Source organism: Paraburkholderia terricola, assembly GCF_900142195.1.
Taxonomy (GTDB): Bacteria; Pseudomonadota; Gammaproteobacteria; order Burkholderiales; family Burkholderiaceae; genus Paraburkholderia; species Paraburkholderia terricola.
In genome coordinates this window covers 134,301-155,086 of the sequence record NZ_FRAB01000001.1, presented here as the reverse complement: position 1 = coordinate 155,086, position 20,786 = coordinate 134,301, and the positions used below count along the sequence as shown (strand labels likewise).

Here is a 20,786-nt window from a genome sequence, read left to right as displayed (position 1 = left end):
CGATGTTGATCGTTGCATCGACCATATCGAATACTTACGGCCGCGGGCTCGACGATATGCGATCGGACCCGGCATCAGCGGGTGTGACCGGGCGTCTCCAGTCCGCAGCATCGCGCGGCGTATGCTACTGCAATACGCGTGGCAAACACCATGCATCACGCCAATCTGGAAATGACGTGGCCGCACAATGAACAAAGACTCGTGTTCCTCGCTCGATTCGCTTCTGGCTGACGTGCGTGCCTGCCGGGCATGTGCGCCGCACTTGCCGCTCGGTCCTCGCCCGATCGTGCGAGCCGGGGCCGACGCGCGCATTCTGATCGTCGGACAGGCGCCGGGCGCGCGCGTGCACGCATCGGGCATTCCGTGGGATGACGCGAGCGGCGACCGTCTTCGAAACTGGCTCGGAATCGACGCCGCCACATTTCACGACGAGTCGCGGTTCGCGATCATTCCGATGGGATTCTGTTATCCGGGACGGGGCAACGGCGGCGACAAACCGCCGCGTCGCGAGTGTGCGCAACTCTGGCTGGACAGCCTGCTGGGAAAACTGCCGGACATTCAATTGACCTTGCTCATCGGCCAGTATGCGCAACGGCATTTTCTCGGCGCCTCGCAAGGCTTCGCTGACTGAAACGGTCAGGGCATGGCGCGAATACGCGCCGGCCTTCGTTCCGCTACCGCACCCGTCGCCACGCAACCAGCCGTGGTTTCAACGGCATGCGTGGTTCGAAAGCGAAGTGCTTCCGATGTTGCACGAGAGGATCGCGCAACTCATACGAACATGATCTGAGACGAGCCGGGTAATCTGTATGGACACACCTATTCGAACGGAGCAAGGAATGCCGCACTCGAACCGCGACGGGTTGAGGATTTTCATCAAGAGGGCGTATGAGGATGCGGCGCAGGGTGATGGCTATCGCGTCCTCGTGGATCGGCTCTGGCCTCGCGGCCGCAGCAAGGAGAGATTGGCGCTCGACCAATGGGCGCGCGACATCGCGCCAAGCACCGCCTTGTGCGAATGGTTCGGACACAAGCCGGAGCGATGGGAAGTCTTCCAGCAACGCTATCGGCACGAACTCGATGCTGAGGAACTTCGAGGACGCATGCGGTCGCTCCTGGCTGATGCGAAGGGACAACCCATTACGCTGGTGTACGGCGCGAAGGACGAGGAGCATAACCAGGCCATCGTGCTGCGAGACGTCCTCGCGCATTTCGCGGCGGAATCAAACCGCTAAACCTTTTGGATCCACCACGTACGCGCGGGCGGCACGCTTGCACGCAAGCTGTAGTCCGTGGAGTCTGTAAGTCGCATAACGTACCTATAAAGTAGGCCAGTTCCATATCTTCGTCCGCCTCGCGCTTCCACACGACAGCGGCGACGACGAGTAGAGCAGCAGCGTTGCCGGAACCGCCCTTCGCTGACATAAATCAAGGCTGTCCAGATTCCAGACCGGACAATCAGGCAACGATTGCCGCACATGCCGTATGCGCGGATATGTTCCCGTCAACAGGAATCGATATGCCACAACCTCCAGAGAGGGGAATGCTCCCGTGAACGCGCCGCTGCCCCTTGCCGGCTCCGCCCTCGACATCGAGATCTCCGAAACGCTGATTCGCCGGTTTGACAATCTGGGTCCGCGTTACACGTCCTACCCGACGGCTGACCGGTTCACGAGCGATTTCGACGAACGGTCCTACCGAACGTACCTGGGCGAACGAGCCGAGGCCGCCAGCAATCCGCCGCTGTCGATCTACGTGCACCTGCCGTTTTGCGAGTCGCTGTGTTACTTCTGCGCCTGCAACAAGATCATCACCCGCGACCACGGCAGGGCGGCGGAATATCTGCGCTTTCTCGGCCGGGAGATGGATCTGGTCGTGCCGCATCTGGGCCGCGACCGCCGCATGCAGCAATTGCATTTAGGCGGAGGTACACCGACGTTTTTCAGTCTCGCGGAACTCGCGCAGCTAATGGATATGCTGCGAGGCCATTTCGATTTCGCACCGGAGGCCGAACTCGGTGTGGAAATCGACCCCCGCACCGTGGATGGCGCCACGCTGTCCGCATTGGCCGCTCTGGGGTTCAACCGCACGAGCTTCGGCGTGCAGGATTTCGATCCTGCGGTCCAGCAGGCGGTGAATCGCATCCAGCCGCTCGGCATGGTGGAGAAGGCGCTGGCCGCAAGCCGCGATGCGGGCTTCCAGTCGGTCAATGTCGATCTCATCTATGGGCTGCCGCGACAGTCGCTTGCGAGTTTCAATAGCACGCTCGACCATATCATTCGTTTGTCGCCGGACCGTATCGCGCTGTACAACTATGCACACCTGCCACAACGGTTCAAGGCGCAACGGCTGATAGTCGATAGCGAGTTGCCCTCGGCGGAAGAGCGTTTGGGCATATTCGCCCTGTCCACGCGGCGGCTCCTCGAGGCCGGATATGTTTACATCGGCCTCGATCATTTTGCAAAGCCGGAAGACGAACTGAGTCGCGCGCTACAAAACAAGAGCTTGCATCGCAATTTCCAGGGCTATACCACCAGGGCGGAATGCGATCTGATCGGTTTTGGCGTATCCGCTATCGGGAAGGTCGGCAGTTCCTACAGCCAGTCGACGCGCTCTCTGCAAACGTACTATCAGCATCTGGAAGAAGGGCGATTGCCCGTTGAAAAAGGACGGGCGCTGAGCGCCGACGATCTTCTGCGCCGGGAAGTCATCATGACGCTGATGTGCAGCATGCCGCTAGACTTCGACCGGATCAATCGGGTTCACGGAATCGATTTTGCCCAGTATTTTTCGCATGAACTGGCGAGGCTGCAACCCTACGAGGAAGCCGGACTGTTGAAAACGGATGCGCATGGAATCTCGGTTACGGCAAAAGGACGTCTGTTCGTGCGCGCCATTGGAATGGTGTTTGACCGGTATCTCGGCCAGCCGACCGCGTCGTCCTATTCGAAGCTGATCTAGAGAACCAGCATCGTGTGACATTGTCAGGATCGATCTCCGTGGCGAGCCAGGCCATCCGGATCAATGGAGTCCATACCGCGCCACCGCTTGCAGGATCGCTTGCCCATGTTCGGTCAAATGAACGCGCCGCGTGTTCGGCGCGATCTGTTCGAACGTGGCGAGCCGGCGTTCGAGTAGTGCTTCGAGGTCGGCGTGACTCAGATCATGGTGATCGGTTGCGCTGCCGACCAGAATGAGCGCGGCAACTTCATGCGGACTGAGCACGGACTTCTCCTCGAAGACAAGGAATCTCATTGAAGCCGAACGTGGCAGTGTTCGACTGCGCGCATCGGCACGCCGTCGACGAGCGCCACTGGAACCCGGCCGAAACCGGGATCATCGGCTTCAATAAACGTATATTCATAGTAGTTGTTTCGATCCGATGATCGACGTGCATTTTGTCGCATGCCAATGGCCGGAGAACGCATGTCAACCGGGCTTTCCATCCACACGCGGCGAAGTCAGATAAGGCACGTATTTGAGCAGGTAAACGACCAGCGCCGCGGCCCAGCACACGCCCGCTGCGTCGACCCACGCGGCCGTTGCACTATTGGCTAACCACGGCCCAAAGACACGCAGAAGGGCGGCCGCGATCATCAGCCAGTAGCTCGCGATCTCCGCGCGGCCCGCGACGAGCATGCGCCCTGTATGACCGAGCGCCGTGCGCGTGATCATCGCGATGATCGCGCATCCCATAGCCCCGACCGTTAGCGCATGAATCGCAAGAGAGTGCGGCACGACGCCCATTGCCGCCAGGGCGAGCATCACGAGGCCGACGGGAATCCATGCATAGGCTGCGTGAAGAATCCAGAGAATCGGCCGTGAAAGGACTCGCCACGAATGCCAGCCCGCGATTCTCGCCGCGTGGACCGCGGCGGCGACGCCGGCGCTGGCGACAATCAACGCGGAGGGCGCGGCGAAGGCATCCGCGAGCAACGCCACGATGACGGTGGGCGTGGCGAGCATTTCAACGAACTTCCAGCGTTTCGCCGCGAATCCAGGCATCGCGTTCATCGTGAACATCGGAATCACGCGTCCGGCGATGACCGTCACGAACATGATCGCGAGTCCGGTTGCCGCATACGCGGCGCGCAACGCGAGGTCCGCGCGGCCGTGCCACAGCCACCAGTGGAAAAGTCCATTCAGCAAGCCGAGCGCGGCCAGCGCCACGGGCAGAAACAGGTTGCGGCGATTGCGGGCGGCGAGCAGCACGCGCAGCAGCACGACGGCGGCAACAGGCAAGAAGGCGGTGTCGATTAGCGCGGCGAGCGGCTGCGGGCCGAACCACATCAGCACGCGGCCGCCGGCCCACAGCAGCCAAAGCCATCCGAGCGACGGCCCCCGCAGCGTATCGAGCGAGGTCCACGCGCGTACCGCCGTGAGCAGAAAGCCGACGACGATCGCGGCGACGAAGCCGAAGATCATTTCGTGGACATGCCACATCATCCCGTTCATCACGGTCGAGCGGCCCGCGACGGGATAGCCGTGCAGCGCGAGCAGCCACAGCACGACGGCGATGACGCCAAAGCCGGCGCCGCCCAGATAGAACGGCCGAAAGCCGAGCCGCAGAACCGGCAGAACGTCGGCATCGCGCGACGCATTCAATGAAGCGGGTTCACCGATCTTCATCATGCTTCTCCAAAGATAGACCTTGCGCAGATCTTAAAGCGCGTTCCGTTCGGATTTCGTGTTCCCACGCTGAGATTGTTGACATGACTCAGGTGGACACGTCGAAGCGTCGTAGACGCTGATTTCCGCATGGCTCGGAGGCCGTCAGAAAGTGATGAGATCGCCGCGAATTCCCGAGGAACGCGCGCGTGTCAGCATGTCCCACACGCGCCGCGATCAGGCTGCCCGAGCGACCGCATAGGCTGCCGCTTGCACGCGCGAACTGAGCTTTAACTTTCGCAGGATGTGCTGCACATGGATCTTCACCGTCGCTTCGGCAATGTTCAGCGCTCGTGCGATTTCCTTATTGGTTTTACCCCGCGTGATATAGCCAAGAATTTCGTCCTCGCGCGCGGACAGGCTATGAATCGGGTCCTGCTCGGCCGAAGCTTCATCCACCTTTGCTGCGCTTTGCAGCGACTGAAACGCGGTCACCAGCTTGCCGGTCATCTCGGGGCTGATCGCCGATTCGCCCGCCATCGTTCTGACGATCGCGGCGGCCATGCCGTCGCTGTCCACCGTCTTGAGCAGATAGCCGCGCGCGCCGCCGCGCAGCGCGGCAGCCAGATCGCGTTCGTCCTCGCTGACAGTCAGCATCAGCACCTGAGCCCGCGGCGCCGCTTCCCTCAATCCCGCGATTGCGTCCACGCCATTCACGCCCGGCAGATGATTGTCGAGAAGAATGACATCGGGTTGCGTCTCGGCGGCGCGTCGATAGGCTTCACCCGCATCGCCGGCCTCGGCCACCACGACGAATCGCGAATCGACCGTCAGCAGCGCAATCACGCCACGCCGGAAAAGCGAGTGGTCGTCGACCACGAGAACGCGAATCTGTTTATGTTCGGTCATGCTGCCAGTCTCCTGCGTTCGGGTAGCGTCAGCACGACGCAGGTGCCCGAGCCCGGCACCGACGCAATGTCGACGCCGGCGCCGATGCGCTCGGCCCGTTCGTGCATGATGCGCAAGCCCACATGTGTTTCGTCCTGGGCGGTGGCCTCCGTCGCGAAGCCGCAGCCGTCGTCCCGGACTTCCACGCGCCACTGCGGCGTCTGCTGGACGTCCAGCCATACCTCGCGCGCGTGCGCATGCTTGCGCACGTTGGACAGCGCTTCCTGCACGACATGCAACACCTGCACTTGCACGTCGGCGGGCAACGGAACACCCGTACCTTCGATTGACAGATGCGTAACCAGCCCCGTCTGGTGCTCGAACTTTTTCAGGGTGGTTTGCAGCGCGGGAACGATGTCCTCGGCGTTGGTGCGGGTCCGGAAGTGCATCAGCAATTCCCGCACGTCGGAGAGGCTTTCGTGAATGCCGGCCTCGAGCTCACCGATCGTGCGTTCCGTGCGCGATGCGTCGGCGTCCTTGAGCGCGCCGCGCAGCAGGGCGGTCTGGATTTTCATGAAGGCGAGGCTTTGCGCGATGGAGTCGTGCATTTCCCGCGCGAGCAGGCTTCGCTCCGCGGCAACGGCGGCTTCGCGTTCGAGCGCGCCGGCCCTGAGCCCTTCGATCGCGACAGCGAGATGGCTCGCCATCGTCTCCAGCAACGTGCGGTCTTCGCCACTGAGCGCGGTGGGGGCGCGGTAGAACAGATCCATCTCGCCGATCATGCGGTCCTGCAGTTGCACCGGAACGCTGATGACGGTCGTGAAGCCCGCTTGTCCGCAGTCGCGCAGTAGTCCCGCAGCGTCAAGCCGGATCGGGATCACGCGCGTGTCCGCGTGGGCCACGGCCTGGCCGCAATGGCAATCGCCCGTCGGAATGCACTGTTCGCGGTCGATCACGTGGCGGGGCAGGCCGTCCGACGCCACCAGCAGATAGCGCAGGTTCGCTTCGTCGGACCAGCGAATCGCCGATGCATCCGCCTTCGCGGCGCGTCTCACCTGCCTCGCGAAACCATCGGCCAGTTCATCGAGCGTCGAGGCGTGCGCCGCGAACGCGCTCGCTTCGTACAGCGCGGTCAATCGCGCATGCTGTGCGGCGAGCCGCACCGTCTTCTCCTCGACCTTGACTTCGAGATTCTGATAGAGCTCCTGCAAGGTTTCCGTCATCTGGTTGAAGCCTTCCGAGACGGCGCCGAACTCGTCGCTCGACTCCACCGCGATCCGCGCCGACAGATCGCCCTCGCGCACGCGCGTGAGGCCGGATCTGAGCCGCTCAAGCGGATTGAAGACGAACAGATACGCCGAGTAGAGCAGCGTTACCGCACTGGCGATGGTCAGACCGACCATGAGAACCTGCAGCAGGTTCAGGATGGTGGTCAGATAGGCGAGGCGCACTTCGATCGCGGAGACGAGCACGTCGATGTGTCCGACAAAGGCCTCGGCCTGCTTCGCGGCCTGCTGCGCGGCCTCGCTCGGGTCCGGCGCGGGCGAGGCGGTCCATGCCGCCCGTACTATTTGCCAGGTGCGCTGCACGTCGGCGAAGGCGGCCGTCGAGCCCGCATCGCGCGGCACGAGCAAGGGCCGCGATGGATCGCCGTCGCGCAACAGGGCGACGCTTTGCTCGAACTGGTCGACCTGCGTCTTCGCCAACAGCGTGTCGCCACGCGCAAGCGTCTGCGCGAGCCGCCACGTTTGCATGCGCATGCGTCCCGCTTCGTTGACGGCGGCCGCGCCGCCCTCCAGTTGCCAGCTTGCCCAGAGCGTGTAGCCGATGGAAGCGAACGCCACCAGCAGCAGCGTGCCGCCGATGATGCCGAGCTTGGCGGCGAGTGTCCGGAATCTGCTCATGTGGGTTCCTGGATCGCTCCAGACGGTTGAAACGGGTCGCCCAGCGCCCGAAAGCTTAGGCGATATAGTCACCGGCGGTGCACCTGAAAGAACTGATCCAGATCAATTCGAAGCGTGTTCCACGGTTCCGGTATGGCGAGACGCCGCGCCGCCTTCGTCGATGCTTTTGCGAAACCCCGCGCCGGGCGATGCGCGGAGAACCGGAAAGGAAATCACGACTACCAGCGCCCCGGCAAACCGAGCGGATCGTGCGTGAGCGCAATCGACGCGATCAGCAGGTACAGGCTGATCGCGCCTCCGTAGAAGGCGCCGCGCACGACCATCGCGTGTCCGCGCTTGACGGCGAGCGAACCGGCCACGATGTATAGCAGGAGCAGCAGAAGCTTCGCGCCTAGCCACACGTCGCGCGCGGGGTTCAGGCGCAGCATGAGCCACAGCGTGACGCCCGCGGCCAGCAACAGCGAGTCGATGACATAGCTGAGAATTCGCCAGTGACTGCGCATCGGCCAGCCCCGGCGCGTCAGCACGGCCGCGCCGCGCACCGCGAAAAACGCGCCGCTGCAACCCACCAGCGAGACATGGCTGAATTTAAGCAGCGAATAGACGTCGATCAACGGCATGCCGCTCCTCCGGCGAAATGCAGAGCCGGCACAACCGCCATAACCGCGACAGCCGCGACAGCCGGACGGATACTGAAAAGACTACTGGACGAGGGGCGTGGCCGCGGCATCGAGAGCCACTCCCGCGATAGCGGCCCGGCCCGCGAGCACGCTGACGTACTGGCGCAGCGCCGTGGCGAAGGTCTGCTGGCGCAGCGCCTGCGCGACCGCCTCGCGCACCGCCTCGAAGGCGGGCACGGCGCCGGCGTCCCGCTCCATGATCTCGACCACGTGCAGGCCGAAGCGGCTGTGCACGAGTTGCGGCAATACGCCGATGTCCGGTCGGCCGAACAGTTCTTTGGCGAACTCGGGCGCGCATTCGTCGGCGCGCAGCCATCCGAGGTCTCCGCCCGCGCCGCCGCTCGGACAGTTCGACAGATCCCGCGCCACGCGAGCGAAGCGGTCGTCGGCTGCCGCATCGTCGCAGCGCAGATCCAGCAGGCACGCTTCGGCGCGCTTGCGCAGCGCGCCGATATCGACGCCGGGCGTGACGGCGAACAACACATGACGCGCACGCACCCGCTCGCCGACGGCGTAGCGGTTCCGATGCGCGGCATGGTAGCGGCGGCAGGCGTCCCCGGTCGGTTCAGGCAATTGCAATGCGCGCTCCAGCAAGGCGTCGATCGCCTCGGAGGCGGCGACGCTGATGGCGCCGTCGGTGGGCAGCGGGTCGTCCGCGGCGAGCAGACCCGCCTCGATGGCGGACTGGCGCAGCAGTTCGATGCACGCACGCTGGCGTAAATCCTCGGCGGACAGCATGTCGCTGCCGCCATGCAGCGCAACCCCATTGACGGTTGCGACGGCGGACAGATTCTCTTGCATGTTTCGATCCTCCTGCGAGTCAGATTCGGCGACGCGGCTGTTGATGACCGGCCGGCACGTTCAGGCGCCGCGAGCGCACCAGTTGATAAGGGCGCACCAGGTACGCGACCGATGCGAAGCCGCTCCACACATGGACCAGCCGGCTGAACGGGAACAGCAGGAAGATCGTCATGCCGAGCACGATATGCACCTTGAACGGCCACTCGACCGCGAGCAGGACGCTCGCGTCGGGGCGGAACGTCACGATGCGCTGCGCCCAGTCGGCGAGCGCCAGCATGGTATGCGCATCGCCCCGGTCGGCGAACGAGTAGGGCAGCGTGAACAGGCCGAGGCAGAGTTGCACCCAGAGAATCACGAGGATCGCCAGATCGGTCCGCCGGCTCGTGAGACGGATGCGCGGATCGAAGATGCGCCGGTGCAGCAGCACGCTCAGACCGGCGAAGCAGATCAGGCCGGCCGTCCCGCCCGAGATGATCGCCAGCAGTTGCTTGTGCTGCGCGCTGATGAACGGCTCGTAGAGGAAATGCGGCGTCAGCAGGCCCACCGTGTGCCCGAACAGCAGGAACAGGATGCCGATGTGAAACAGGTTGCTGCCCCAGCGCAATTGGCCGGCGCGCAGAAGCTGCGATGAATCGCTCTTCCACGTGTACTGATCACGGTCGAAGCGCGCGAGACTGCCCAGCAGGAACACGGCGAGGCAAATGTACGGATAGACGCTGAAGAAGAAGGTGTGCGCGGCGATGTTCATGTGGACGCTCCATGCGCGGATTGACCGTGTTGCGGCTGGCGTGGCGTTCTGACGATACGCACGGGTTGCGATTCGCCGGGACTGCGTTGCCCCTCGGATGAACAGCCGCCAAAGGCGGCGGGCTCGCTCCACGTCTCATCGAGCAAGGGCTCGGCGGCCACCTCGACGAGCTTCGTCGGTTCGCCGGCCAGATCGAGCAGCGCGGCCAGCACGCAGGCGTAGGCGCTCTCGCGCCTCGTCAACGCGCTGAAGATGCTGCGCAGGATGTGCGCGATCTCCCGCAGAAAATCGGCGGCCGCTAGCGGCGGTTGCGTCGACGCGTATTCCAGCACCACGGTTAGGTGGTCGGGCAGTTCGCCGGAGGCGAGATACAGACCCGCTTCCTCATAGGTCTTGAGCAGATCGATCATCGCCGGGCCGCGGTCGCGCGAATCGCCGTGAACGTGCTCGAACAGGTGCAGCGCGGTGCCGCGTCCCCGGTCGAAGAGGTCGACGTAGGCGGCCTCGGCGTCGAAGCCCGTGGCGTGCAGAAGCTGATCGATCAACGCATCGAGTTCGGCGAGCCGCGCGGCACTCAGCGTGCGCTGTCCGTGCAAGGCCGCGCGCAGGTCGGGTAGATGTTCACGCAGCGCCGCGTCGGGATAGTCGAGCAGATGCGCGAGCACGCGTAGCGTCGTGGCATGCGCGGCGGAATGAAGGGCTTGAGTGGACATCGTTCAGACCTCGGCCTTGATGGGAATGGTGCGCTTCTTCTCGCTGCCGAACAGGCTCGTTTCCGTCACGCCATCGGAGCAGCCGTTGCCGAAGCTGAACCCGCAACCGCCGCGCACGTTGAAGGCGTTCTCCGCATACTCGCGGTGCGTGGTCGGAATCACGAAACGGTCTTCGTAATTGGCGATCGCCATCGTGCGGTACATGTCTTCCACTTCCTGGGTGCTTAGGTCAACCTGTTGCAGCGCGGCGTGGTTTTCCCAGCCGTCCACCTGTTTGCCGCGCTGATAGGCGCGCATGGCGAGCATCCGTTCGAGCGCGCGCACCACGGGTTTTGTGTCGCCCGCGGTAAGCAGGTTTGCGAGATATTTGACCGGAATGCGCAACTGGTTCACGTCGGGGATTTCGCCGTTCGCGCTGACGTGGCCCGCGTTCGCGGCAGCGGTGATCGGCGAGAGCGGCGGCACATACCAGACCATCGGCAGCGTGCGGTATTCGGGGTGCAACGGCAACGCCACCTTCCAGTCGAGCGCCATCTTGTAGACCGGGCTCGCGCGCGCGGCGTCGAGCCAGTTCTCCGGTATGCCGTCCTTGCGGGCCTGTTCGATCACTTCAGGATCGTGCGGGTCGAGAAAGATGCCGAGCTGCGCCTCATACAAGTCCTTGTCGTGCTCGACGCTCGCGGCCTGTTCGATGCGGTCCGCGTCGTACAGCAGCACGCCGAGATAACGGATGCGTCCGACGCAGGTTTCCGAGCACACCGTCGGCTGTCCGGCCTCGATGCGCGGATAGCAGAAGATGCATTTCTCGGCCTTGCCGCTCTTCCAGTTGTAGTAGATCTTCTTGTACGGACAGCCGCTCACGCACATGCGCCAGCCGCGGCACTTGTCCTGATCGATCAGCACGATGCCGTCTTCCTCGCGCTTGTAGATCGAGCCGGACGGGCACGATGCGACGCATGCCGGGTTCAGGCAGTGCTCGCACAGGCGTGGCAGATACATCATGAAGGTGTTTTCGAACTGGCCGTAGATGTCCTTCTGGATGTCGTCGAAATTGCGGTCCTTGCTGCGCTTGCTGAACTCGCCGCCGAGAATTTCTTCCCAGTTCGGCCCCCAGACGATCTTCTCCATGCGCTGACCGGTAATCAGGCTGCGCGGCCTGGCGGTCGGCGCCGCTTTCATTTCCGGCGCGCTCTGCAAATGGTCGTAGTCGAACGTGAAGGGCTCGTAGTAGTCGTCGATCTGCGGCAGGTTCGGATTGGCGAAGATGCGCATCAGCAGCTTCCACTTCGCGCCCTGGCGCGGCGCGATCGAACCATCGGCGTGGCGCACCCAGCCGCCGTTCCATTTGTCCTGGTTCTCCCATTCTTTCGGGTAGCCGATGCCCGGCTTCGTTTCGACATTGTTGAACCAGGCGTATTCCACGCCCGGCCGGCTCGTCCACACGTTCTTGCAGGTCACGCTGCAGGTATGACAGCCGATGCATTTGTCCAGGTTCAGCACCATGCCGATCTGTGCGCGTATTTTCATGATTTGGCTCCTTAGGACCGGCGATCGATCAGGGGTTCTCGCCCTGGGACTGATAGGCGCGCGCGAGCTCATCGCCGCGTGGGGTGTCCAGCCAGTCGACGTCTTTCATCTTGCGGACCACGACGAATTCGTCGCGGTTGGTGCCGATCGTCCCGTAGTAGTTGAACCCGTAGCTCAGTTGCGCATAGCCGCCGATCATGTGGGTGGGCTTGAGCACGATCCGGGTGACCGAGTTGTGAATGCCGCCGCGTACCCCGGTGATCTCCGAACCCGGCGTATTGATGATCTTTTCCTGTGCGTGATACATCAGCACCATGCCGGAATTGACCCGTTGGCTGACCACCGCGCGCGCCGCAATCGCGCCGTTGATGTTGAACAGTTCGACCCAGTCGTTGTCCTCGACACCGGCGCGCTTCGCGTCGTCTTCGCTGAGCCAGATCACGGGGCCGCCGCGATTCAGCGTGAGCATCAGCAGGTTGTCGCTGTAGGTGCTGTGAATGCCCCACTTCTGGTGCGGCGTGATGAAGTTCAGGACGATCTCCGGGTGACCGTTGGGCTTGACGTGATGCATGCCGCCCGTCGCCTTCAGATCCACCGGCGGACGGTAGCTCGAGAAGGCCTCGCCGAACGCGATCATCCACGGATGATCCTGGTAGAACTGCTGGCGTCCGGTCAGCGTGCGCCATGGAATCAGTTCGTGAACGTTGGTGTAGCCGGCGTTATAGCTGACCGTTTCGCTTTCGATGCCGCTCCAGGTCGGCGAACTGATGATCTTGCGGGGCTGCGCCTGCACGTCGCGATAGCGGATCTTCTCGTCCTCGCGATAGAGCGCGAGATGCTTGTGCTCGCGGCCGGTGGCTTTCGACAGCGCTTCCCAGGCTTTTACCGCCACATGACCATTCGTTTCAGGCGCAAGCTGCAGGATCACTTCGCAGGCGTCGATATCGGTGACGATGCGCGGCATGCCTTTGGTCGGGCCGTCGTCCTGGGTGAGGCCATTCAACTGGCCGAGTTGCGTCACCTCGGTTTCGGTTTTCCACGCAATGCCCTTGCCGCCGTTGCCGATCTTGTTCATCAACGGACCGAGCGCGGTGAAGCGCTTGAAGACGTTCGGGTAGTCGCGCTCCACCACGGCGATCTGCGGCGCCGTCTTGCCGGGGATGAGATCGCATTCGCCTTTCTTCCACTCCTTCACCTCGAAGGGTTGCGCGAGTTCCGCCGGCGAATCGTGCATCAACGGCGTCAGCACGACATCGCGCTCGACGCCGAGATGGCCCACGCAGACCTCGCTGAAAGCCTTCGCGAAACCCTTGTAGATTTCCCAGTCGGAACGGGCCTGCCAAACCGGATCGACCGCCGCCGAGAGCGGGTGAATGAACGGGTGCATGTCGCTCGTATTGAGGTCGTTTTTCTCGTACCAGCTGGCGGTCGGCAGGACGATGTCCGAGTACAGGCAGGTCGTGCTCATGCGGAAGTCCAGCGTCACCAGAAGATCCAGCTTGCCCTCCGGCGCCTCGTCGTGCCATTCGACCTCGACAGGGCGCGCGTCGTCGCGGCCCAGGTCCTTGCCCTGCACGCCGTTTTCCGTCCCGAGCAGATGCTTGCAAAAATACTCATGGCCCTTGCCCGACGAGCCGAGCAGATTCGAGCGCCACACGAACATGTTGCGCGGCCAGTTTTGCGGCGCATCGGGATCTTCGCAGCTCATCTGCAAGCTGCCGTCGCGCAGCCCCTGCACGACATAGTCTTTCGCTTCCATGCCGTGCTCGGCCGCCTGCTTCGCCACCTGCAAGGGATTGGTTTTCAACTGCGGTGCGCTGGGCAGCCAGCCCATGCGCTCCGCACGCACGTTGTAGTCGATCATGCTGCCGCCATAGAGACGCTTGTCCGCGAGCGGCGAAGCGATTTCCTCCATGTTCAGCTTTTCGTAGCGCCACTGGTCGGTGTGCGCGTAGAAGAAACTCGTGCCGTTCATTTGCCTCGGCGGACGAATCCAGTCCAGCGCGAAGGCGAGCGCGGTCCAGCCGGTTTGCGGGCGCAGCTTTTCCTGGCCGACGTAGTGCGCCCAGCCGCCGCCGCTCTGACCGATGCAGCCGCACATCATCAACAGGTTGATTACGCCGCGGTAATTCATGTCGGCGTGATACCAGTGATTCATCGCCGCGCCGATGATCACCATCGAGCGGCCGTGCGTCTTGTCCGCGTTGGCGGCGAATTCGCGCGCCACGGTAACGATCTGATCGCGCGGCACGCCGGTAATCGACTCCGCCCAGGCCGGGGTGTACGCGGCATTGTCGTCGTAACTGGCCGCGCCGCTGCCGAGGCCGCGGTCGATGCCGTACTGCGCCGCTTGCAGATCGAACACGGTGGCGACCAGCGCTTCGCGCGTGTCGCCTTCCTTGCCGAGACGCAGGCGCACCGCCGGCGCCTTGACGTGATTGATCTGTCCGTCGAGTTCATTGGCGGTGAAATGCGGTGAAGCAACGCCGCCGAAGTAGGGCAGGGCGATATCGACGATCTCATACGGCTGCGAGCCGTCTTCCAGCACCGAGAGCTTGAGCGTGGCCGCCTCGCCGTGACGCGCTTCCTTGTCCTCCAGATTCCACTTGCCGGCGTCCTCGCCGCCTTCCGCGCCCCAGCGAAAACCGATCGAACCGTTGGGCAGCACGGCACGCCCGTTCGTGTCGAACGCGACGGTCTTCCATTCGGGATTGTTCGATTGCCCGAGCTTGCCGTTGAAGTCGCTCGCGCGCAGATAGCGGTCCGGCACCAGGGTCTCGCGCCCGTCCGGCAACGTATGCGTCTTGAGCATCACGAGCATGGGCAGGTCGGTGTAGCGCCGCGCGTAGCCGTCGAAGTATTCGCTGCGCGTCTTGAAGTAGAACTCGTTGAGCGCGACGTGACCCATCGCCATCGCGAGCGCCGCATCGGTTCCCTGCCGCGGGTGCAGCCAGAGATCGGAGAGCTTCGCCACTTCGCTATAGTCGGGCGTCACCGCGACGGTTTTCGTGCCCTTGTAGCGGACCTCGGTGAAGAAGTGCGCATCGGGCGTGCGCGTTTGCGGAACATTGCTGCCCCACGCGATGATGTAGGACGAGTTGTACCAGTCCGCCGATTCCGGCACGTCGGTCTGCTCGCCCCAGATTTGCGGACTGGCCGGCGGCAGATCGCAATACCAGTCGTAGAAGCTCATGCAGACGCCGCCGATCAGGCTCAGGTAGCGGCTGCCTGCCGCATAGCTGACCATGCTCATCGCGGGAATCGGCGAAAAGCCGATGATGCGGTCCGGGCCGTGCTTCCTGATCGTATAGACATTGGCGGCGGCGACGATCCGGTTCACTTCGTCCCAACTGCTGCGCACGAAGCCGCCCATGCCGCGCACCTTTTGATAATCGCGCCGCGCCTCGGCGTTCTCGACGATCGAGGCCCACGCCGCGACCGGATCGCCCTGCGCCTTCAAGGCGGCGCGCCAGCGTTCGAGCAGGCGTCCGCGCACCATCGGGTATTTCACGCGGTTCGCGCTGTACAGATACCACGAGTACGACGCGCCGCGCGCGCAGCCGCGCGGTTCATGATTGGGCATGTCCCAGCGGGTGCGCGGGTAATCGGTCTGCTGCGTTTCCCACGTGACGATGCCGCCCTTCACATAGATCTTCCATGAACAGGAGCCCGTGCAGTTCACGCCGTGCGTGCTGCGCACGATCTTGTCGTGGGCCCAGCGATTACGGTAAGTGTCTTCCCACGTGCGGTCTTCGCCCGTGGTGACGCCGTGACCGTCCGCGAACCGCTCTTTGGGGAGCGCGAAGTGGGTCAGTCGGTCGAGAAAATGGCTCATGGAACAGGCTCCGGTTTCAGCAGGGCATCGGCGCGTTGCGGCGGGCGTAGTGCCACCACGTCACGGCGATGCACACGAGATAGAAGGCGATGAACACGTACAGCGCCGCTTGAGGGCCGCCGGTGAGGGCGATGGCGCTGCCATAGCTCTTGGGGATGAAGAAGCCGCCGTAGGCCGCCATCGCCGCGGAAAATCCCAGCGTGGCCGCGGCCTCGGTGTTGCCTTCCCGCGTCGCGCGCTGCACCGCTTCGCGGTTCGCCGGGTCGACCTCGCGCAGCTTCGAGGTGAGAAAGATCACCGGGATCATGCGGAACGTCGAGCCGTTGCCGATGCCCGTGGTCAGGAACAGCACGAGAAAGCTGGCGAAGAAACCCGCAAAGCTGCCCGCCGAGGCGCCGCTCGGCAGGAACATCAGCACGCCGCCCACCGCGCATGCCATTACGACGAAGTTCCACAGCGTGACGCGCGCACCGCCCAGCTTGTCGGCGAGCCAGCCGCCGAAGGGGCGCACCGCGGCGCCGACGAGCGGTCCCAGCCACGCGTAGGCGAGCGGATTCACACCGGGGAACTGGCTCTTGATCAGCAGCGGAAAGCCCGCCGCATAGCCGATAAACGAGCCGAAGGTGCCGAGGTACAGCACGCACATCAGCCAGTTGTGCTTGCGCCGGAAGATCACCGCCTGTTCGGCGAACGACGCCTTCGCTTCGGCGAGATCGTTCATGCCGAACCATGCGGCGAGCGACGCCAGGGCGATCCACGGCACCCACACGAAGGCGGCGTTTTGCGTCCACACGAGCGTGGTCTGTCCGGCCTTGACGACGCTTTGCGGGTCGCCGGCAAAGATGCCGAAGATGCCGGCGGTGACCACGAGCGGACTCAGAAACTGCACGACCGACACCCCCAGGTTGCCGAGTCCCGCGTTGACGCCGAGCGCCGAGCCCTTGCGCTCCTTCGGAAAGAAGAAGCTGATGTTCGCCATGCTCGAACTGAAGTTGCCGCCGCCCAGGCCGCACAGCAACGCGAGCCCGAGCATGGTCGGATAGGTGGTGGTGTTGTCCTGCACCGCGAAACCGATACCGATGGCGGGGATCAACAGCGAGGCCGTCGAGATCGCCGTCCAGCGACGGCCGCCGACGAGCGGCACCATGAACGAATAGAAGATGCGCAGCGTCGCGCCGCTCAGCGCGGGCGCCGCCGCGAGCCAGAACAACTGGTTGGTCGAGTAGCGGAAGCCGAGCGTCGGCAGGTTCACCGCGACGACGCTCCACACCTGCCAGATGGCGAACGCGAGGAACAACGCGGGGACCGAGATCCACAGGTTGAGCCTCGCGATCGCTTCGCCTTCACGTTCCCAGAACGCCTTGTCTTCGGGGGACCAGATCGCGAGCGTGCGGCCTGGCCGCGATGCTATCGGCCGGGAGTTCATTGCAATTCTCCTGTTGGACGGTCGGCCCGCCCGGGGGTGTCCGGGCGCGGCCGTGTTGCGTGCTGTCGCAGGTCCATCACGAAGCACGCGAGCCAGATCGCCACCGACAGGCAGAACATCAGCACGGCGGCGTCCTGCAGTGGCCAGCTCTGGTCGAAAATCGGGTTAGGCAAGGGATTCATGATGTGACGCCGCTCGAATGGTTGAGCACGATTGTGGGCGGCGGGGGTGCGGATGAATATCCGTCGAGTGGGGGTCACGCGCGAGGCATTGGAACTATGCCGTCACGGTTGGCCGTAGTTCGAAAGAACTAGCGGGCTTCGCAATCGTCATCGGATTGAGATGGATCAACCGGGAACGCCGCGATCCGGTGTTCGCGCGAGCGGGCGAATGCGGGGTTAACGCTATTTGTGCAGCGCTGGCGCGAGCCGATAATGGCCTGTTTCCACCTGCCGAAGCATCGAGATGCGCGACCGAATCGACGAGGAGATCACTTTTCGCAAGCTGGAAGTCCTGCTCGCTTTCATGGAGACGGGCAACCTGTCGAAGGCGGCCGAGGCGTTGAACGTCAGTACCGTCAGTGTTCATCGCGCGCTGCATTCGCTCGAACAGGGTGTGCGATGCGCGCTCTTTCGGCACGAAGGCCGTAATCTGAAATCGACCGAAGCGGCGCAGATGCTGGCCGACGTCGCGCAAGAAGTGCTCACCACGATGTCCGACGGCATTCGCGCGACGCGCGAGGCGGCGGGCTATTCGTCGGACCGTCTGAAGATCGGCTCGCTTTACTCGCTGACCATCCGGGCCGTGCCCGGCATCGTCATCGACATCAAGGTGCGGCGGCCGACACTCCAGGTCGAACTCGCGCTCGGCTCGAACGCGGAACTGCTCGACAAGCTCAAGCGGGGTGCGATCGATGCGGCGTTGATGGCCTTGCCCGACGCCGATCCGGAAATCGAGTCCATTCCGCTTTTCGAGGACGACATCTTTTTCGCGGCGCCGGCCGGGTCACCGTATGCGAATCAGGAGGCCGTCGATTTGTGCGACTGCCGCGACGAGACCTTCGTTTCGCTGGGCGAGGGCTTCGTCACGTATCGCGGTTTTCTGGAGGCATTTCGCGTCGCGGGCTTCACGCCGAACGTGACCATGCGAGTCGGCGATATCTTTTCGTTGATGAACCTGGTGAGCGGCGGAGTCGGCTATACGCTGTTGCCGGGCCGCGTGCGCGGCGTGTTCGGCGACCAGGTGCAGTTCATTCCGCTCAAGCCGCAATTTTTGATGCGTCAGACCATCGGCGTGAGCTTTCTGCGCGCGCGCGAACGCGATCCGAACCTGCTCGCGCTGATGGCCGTTTGCCGGCTTCGCACGAGAAGCGTCATCTGAGGTTAGAAAACTGAGGCGGCAACCGAGGCGTCGCCCGACGCTTCACGTCATTCGCGCGCCCGTTCCCGTTCGATCAGCGCTTCAACGTCACGCAGCACCGTCTCGCTGCAACTCACCGCAATGCCTTCGCCGAAGATCGCGCAACTGAGCCGCGTCAGCACGTTGGCGGGCGGCATCTCGACCGCGAGCCGCGCGCCTCGCTCCCACGCGAGCCTGATCGTGTCGTGCCAGCGCACCGGCCGCGCCATGTTGCCGGCAAGATCGGCCGCGATGCGCGGGCCGTCGAACAGCGGCCGCGCGACGCTGCTGCTCAGATACACGACGCGAGGCGCTTGCACGGCTACCCTGGCGAACGCATCGGCGAGTTCGGCCGCGGGTTCGTCGAGCAACGCGCAATGGGACGGCACCGCCACGTCGAGACGCTCGCAGCGTTGCGCGCCGTGTTCGCCCGCCAGCGTTGCGAGTTCGTGCATGGCGGCGTGACTGCCCGCCACCACCATCTGCGTGTGCGCGTTGATGTTCGCCAGAAACACCGGCATGGCCGCGCTGTTGACTCGCGCGATCAAAGGTTCGAGCGCGCGCTGTGTCATGCCGACGATCGCGGTCATGCCGTAGCCGCCCGGATAGGCGCGCTCCATCAACTGTCCGCGCAAGGCGACGAGCCTCACGGCGTCGGCGTAATGAAGCGCGCCGGCGCTCACGGCGGCGGGATAGGCGCCGATCGAAAGGCCCGTCACGAGGTCGGGCTCGTGGCCGCGGGCGGCGAGCACGCGCGCCTGCGCGACGCCCGCGATCAGCAGGCAAAGCTGCACCGCGGTGGTGGAGCGCAGCGCATCGGCGGTGTCGAGCGCGCGGACGTCGTAGCTCAGCGTGTCGCTGGCCTCCTCCATCGCGTGAGTGGCCGCGACGTGATCCGGCAGCGCGTGCAGCATGCCGCTTCGCTGCGAGCCCTGGCCGGGGAAGGTGAACAGCACGCTCATGAGGCTTCTCCGTGGCGCATCATGCACGCCGCACTCTGCACGCCGCGCTCGCTCGCGCGTTTCACGCGGCCATCAGCGCTCGGGTCGCGAAGAACAGCAGCGAAGGTCCGAGCAGGCAGCCGATGCCCGTGTGAAACGTCGCGATCAGCGCGCCATACGGCACGAGCCGCCGATCGGTCGCGGCGAGTCCCGCGCTCACGCCGCTGACGGTGCCGGCGAGGCCGCCGAAGATCATCGCGGAGCGGGGCGTCTTCAGTCCCATGAAGCCCGCCGCGATCGGCGTGCCGACCATCACGATGATCGCCTTGATCAAGCCCGTCGCGATGCTGAGCGCGATCACGTCGGAGCTTGCGCCGATGGCCGCGCCGGTGACGGGTCCGACGATATAGGTGACCGCGCCCGCGCCGATGGTCGTCATGCTGACCGCGTCGGTGTAGCCGAACGCGTGGGCGATGCTCGCGCCGACGATGAACGGCAGCACGGTGCCGAGCAGCAGCGACACCACGCCGATGAGCCCGGCCTTGCGCGCCTCGGTGGCCTGCACCTCGAAGGCGGTCGCGACGATGGCGAAGTCGCGCAGCATCGCGCCGCCCATCAGGCCGACGCCGGTGAAGAGCGGCAGGTCGGCGAGGCCTTTTTGTCCGCCGGTGAAGACGCCGCCGAAATAGGCCAGCACGAGGCCGATCACGATCGCGATGGCCGAGCCGTGCACGCGCCCGAAGGTCAGCTTGCGCGAGATCAGCGACGACACCCACATGATGAGGCCGACCAGCGCGAACGAAGTCACGAGGCCGTTCTGGATCAGAACTTTATCGAGCATATGCAACATGATGGTCTCCTGCCTCAGATTTCTTCGAGTTTCGGCGCGCTGACGAGCGACGTGCTGTCGCTCCCGGTGCGGGAAAGAACGGCAATGCAGCACGCGCAGACAGCCACCGCGCCCAATGCCGACAGCAGCGCGACCGGACCGCCCTTGAGCGCGGCCACCACGTTCTGATTGGCGGCCATCGCCACCACCACGGGGATGTACATCGCACCCCAGAAGCCCACGCCCGCCTCGGTTTCCTTCGGCAACAGCCCGCGTCCGTGCAGATAAAGGCGCAGGAAAATCAGCAGCAGCATCGCAATGCCGACGCCGCCGACATTCGTCTTGACGCCGATCGCGAGCCCCAGCAGGTCGCCGAGGAAGAGTCCCGCCAGATGGCAGAACGCAAGCAGCGCGGTTCCATAGATGATCATTTCGTGTCTCCTGTCATACGTTTAATGGCTTCTTACGAGCCGGTGCGTGAAGCGGGA

At 64.0% G+C, this 20,786-nt stretch carries 18 protein-coding genes and 1 pseudogene; 4 read left to right on the top strand and 15 right to left on the bottom strand.

Annotation, left to right across the window (positions count from 1 at the left end; all coding sequences use genetic code 11):
• Positions 1–187: 187 nt before the first annotated feature.
• The 3 genes and pseudogenes from BUE39_RS00655 to hemN all read left to right on the top strand — a co-directional run bounded on the left by BUE39_RS00655 (position 188) and on the right by hemN (position 2,961).
• Positions 188–785: pseudogene (locus BUE39_RS00655) on the top strand (uracil-DNA glycosylase family protein).
• 54 nt (positions 786–839) lie between these two features.
• Positions 840–1,235: a DUF488 domain-containing protein gene (locus BUE39_RS00650; RefSeq protein WP_073426733.1), complete on the top strand. Its 396-nt coding sequence runs from the start codon at positions 840–842 to the stop codon at positions 1,233–1,235.
• 250 nt (positions 1,236–1,485) lie between these two features.
• Positions 1,486–2,961 (top strand): oxygen-independent coproporphyrinogen III oxidase, encoded by a 1,476-nt coding sequence (hemN, locus tag BUE39_RS00645; RefSeq protein WP_084561339.1) that lies wholly within the window; start codon positions 1,486–1,488, stop codon positions 2,959–2,961.
• A 60-nt stretch (positions 2,962–3,021) separates the two neighbouring features.
• Here hemN and BUE39_RS00640 read toward each other — a convergent pair whose 3' ends face one another.
• From BUE39_RS00640 to BUE39_RS00585, 12 genes are all read right to left on the bottom strand, one after another.
• Positions 3,022–3,255 carry a hypothetical protein gene (locus BUE39_RS00640; protein ID WP_235004783.1) on the bottom strand — a complete coding sequence of 78 codons (234 nt, stop codon included), beginning with the start codon at positions 3,253–3,255 and terminating at the stop codon, positions 3,022–3,024.
• A gap of 174 nt (positions 3,256–3,429) precedes the next feature.
• A complete protein-coding gene (locus tag BUE39_RS00635; protein WP_073426731.1) occupies positions 3,430–4,629 on the bottom strand; it encodes an NnrS family protein in 1,200 nt (399 codons plus the stop codon).
• A 216-nt stretch (positions 4,630–4,845) separates the two neighbouring features.
• Positions 4,846–5,517: a response regulator gene (locus BUE39_RS00630; protein ID WP_073426730.1), complete on the bottom strand. Its 672-nt coding sequence runs from the start codon at positions 5,515–5,517 to the stop codon at positions 4,846–4,848.
• A complete protein-coding gene (locus BUE39_RS00625; protein ID WP_073426729.1) occupies positions 5,514–7,400 on the bottom strand; it encodes a type IV pili methyl-accepting chemotaxis transducer N-terminal domain-containing protein in 1,887 nt (628 codons plus the stop codon). Before BUE39_RS00625 ends, BUE39_RS00630 begins: the two co-directional genes overlap by 4 nt.
• Before the next feature lie 218 nt (positions 7,401–7,618).
• Positions 7,619–8,020, bottom strand: a complete 402-nt coding sequence (locus tag BUE39_RS00620; protein WP_073426728.1) for a SirB2 family protein — start codon at positions 8,018–8,020, stop codon at positions 7,619–7,621.
• A gap of 81 nt (positions 8,021–8,101) precedes the next feature.
• On the bottom strand, positions 8,102–8,881 hold the full coding sequence (locus BUE39_RS00615; protein WP_073426727.1) for a peptidylprolyl isomerase: 780 nt from the start codon (positions 8,879–8,881) through the stop codon (positions 8,102–8,104).
• A 19-nt stretch (positions 8,882–8,900) separates the two neighbouring features.
• Positions 8,901–9,629 (bottom strand): respiratory nitrate reductase subunit gamma, encoded by a 729-nt coding sequence (narI, locus tag BUE39_RS00610; protein ID WP_073426726.1) that lies wholly within the window; start codon positions 9,627–9,629, stop codon positions 8,901–8,903.
• A complete protein-coding gene (narJ, locus tag BUE39_RS00605) occupies positions 9,626–10,342 on the bottom strand; it encodes a nitrate reductase molybdenum cofactor assembly chaperone (protein WP_073426725.1) in 717 nt (238 codons plus the stop codon). Before narJ ends, narI begins: the two co-directional genes overlap by 4 nt.
• A 3-nt stretch (positions 10,343–10,345) precedes the next feature.
• A complete protein-coding gene (narH, locus tag BUE39_RS00600) occupies positions 10,346–11,869 on the bottom strand; it encodes a nitrate reductase subunit beta (RefSeq protein WP_073426724.1) in 1,524 nt (507 codons plus the stop codon).
• 28 nt (positions 11,870–11,897) lie between these two features.
• The gene (locus tag BUE39_RS00595; protein WP_073426723.1) at positions 11,898–15,704 is read right to left on the bottom strand and encodes a nitrate reductase subunit alpha; all 3,807 of its coding nucleotides are present in this window, start codon (positions 15,702–15,704) and stop codon (positions 11,898–11,900) included.
• 16 nt (positions 15,705–15,720) lie between these two features.
• Positions 15,721–17,130, bottom strand: a complete 1,410-nt coding sequence (locus tag BUE39_RS00590) for a NarK family nitrate/nitrite MFS transporter (protein WP_073426722.1) — start codon at positions 17,128–17,130, stop codon at positions 15,721–15,723.
• Positions 17,127–17,312 (bottom strand): hypothetical protein, encoded by a 186-nt coding sequence (locus BUE39_RS00585; RefSeq protein WP_073426721.1) that lies wholly within the window; start codon positions 17,310–17,312, stop codon positions 17,127–17,129. The genes BUE39_RS00590 and BUE39_RS00585 overlap by 4 nt, the downstream gene beginning before the upstream one ends.
• Positions 17,313–17,595: 283 nt before the next feature.
• Here BUE39_RS00585 and BUE39_RS00580 point away from each other — a divergent pair, with 283 nt between their 5' ends.
• A complete protein-coding gene (locus BUE39_RS00580) occupies positions 17,596–18,510 on the top strand; it encodes a LysR family transcriptional regulator (protein WP_073426720.1) in 915 nt (304 codons plus the stop codon).
• A gap of 47 nt (positions 18,511–18,557) precedes the next feature.
• Here BUE39_RS00580 and mdcH read toward each other — a convergent pair whose 3' ends face one another.
• From mdcH to madL, 3 genes are all read right to left on the bottom strand, one after another.
• Entirely contained in the window at positions 18,558–19,490 is a 933-nt protein-coding gene (gene mdcH / locus BUE39_RS00575; protein ID WP_073426719.1) for a malonate decarboxylase subunit epsilon, read from the bottom strand.
• A 61-nt stretch (positions 19,491–19,551) separates the two neighbouring features.
• Positions 19,552–20,319, bottom strand: coding sequence for a malonate transporter subunit MadM (gene madM / locus BUE39_RS00570; RefSeq protein ID WP_073426718.1), 768 nt, complete (start codon positions 20,317–20,319; stop codon positions 19,552–19,554).
• Positions 20,320–20,333: 14 nt separating this feature from the next.
• Positions 20,334–20,729 carry a malonate transporter subunit MadL gene (gene madL, locus BUE39_RS00565; RefSeq protein WP_073426717.1) on the bottom strand — a complete coding sequence of 132 codons (396 nt, stop codon included), beginning with the start codon at positions 20,727–20,729 and terminating at the stop codon, positions 20,334–20,336.
• Positions 20,730–20,786: the final 57 nt, after the last annotated feature.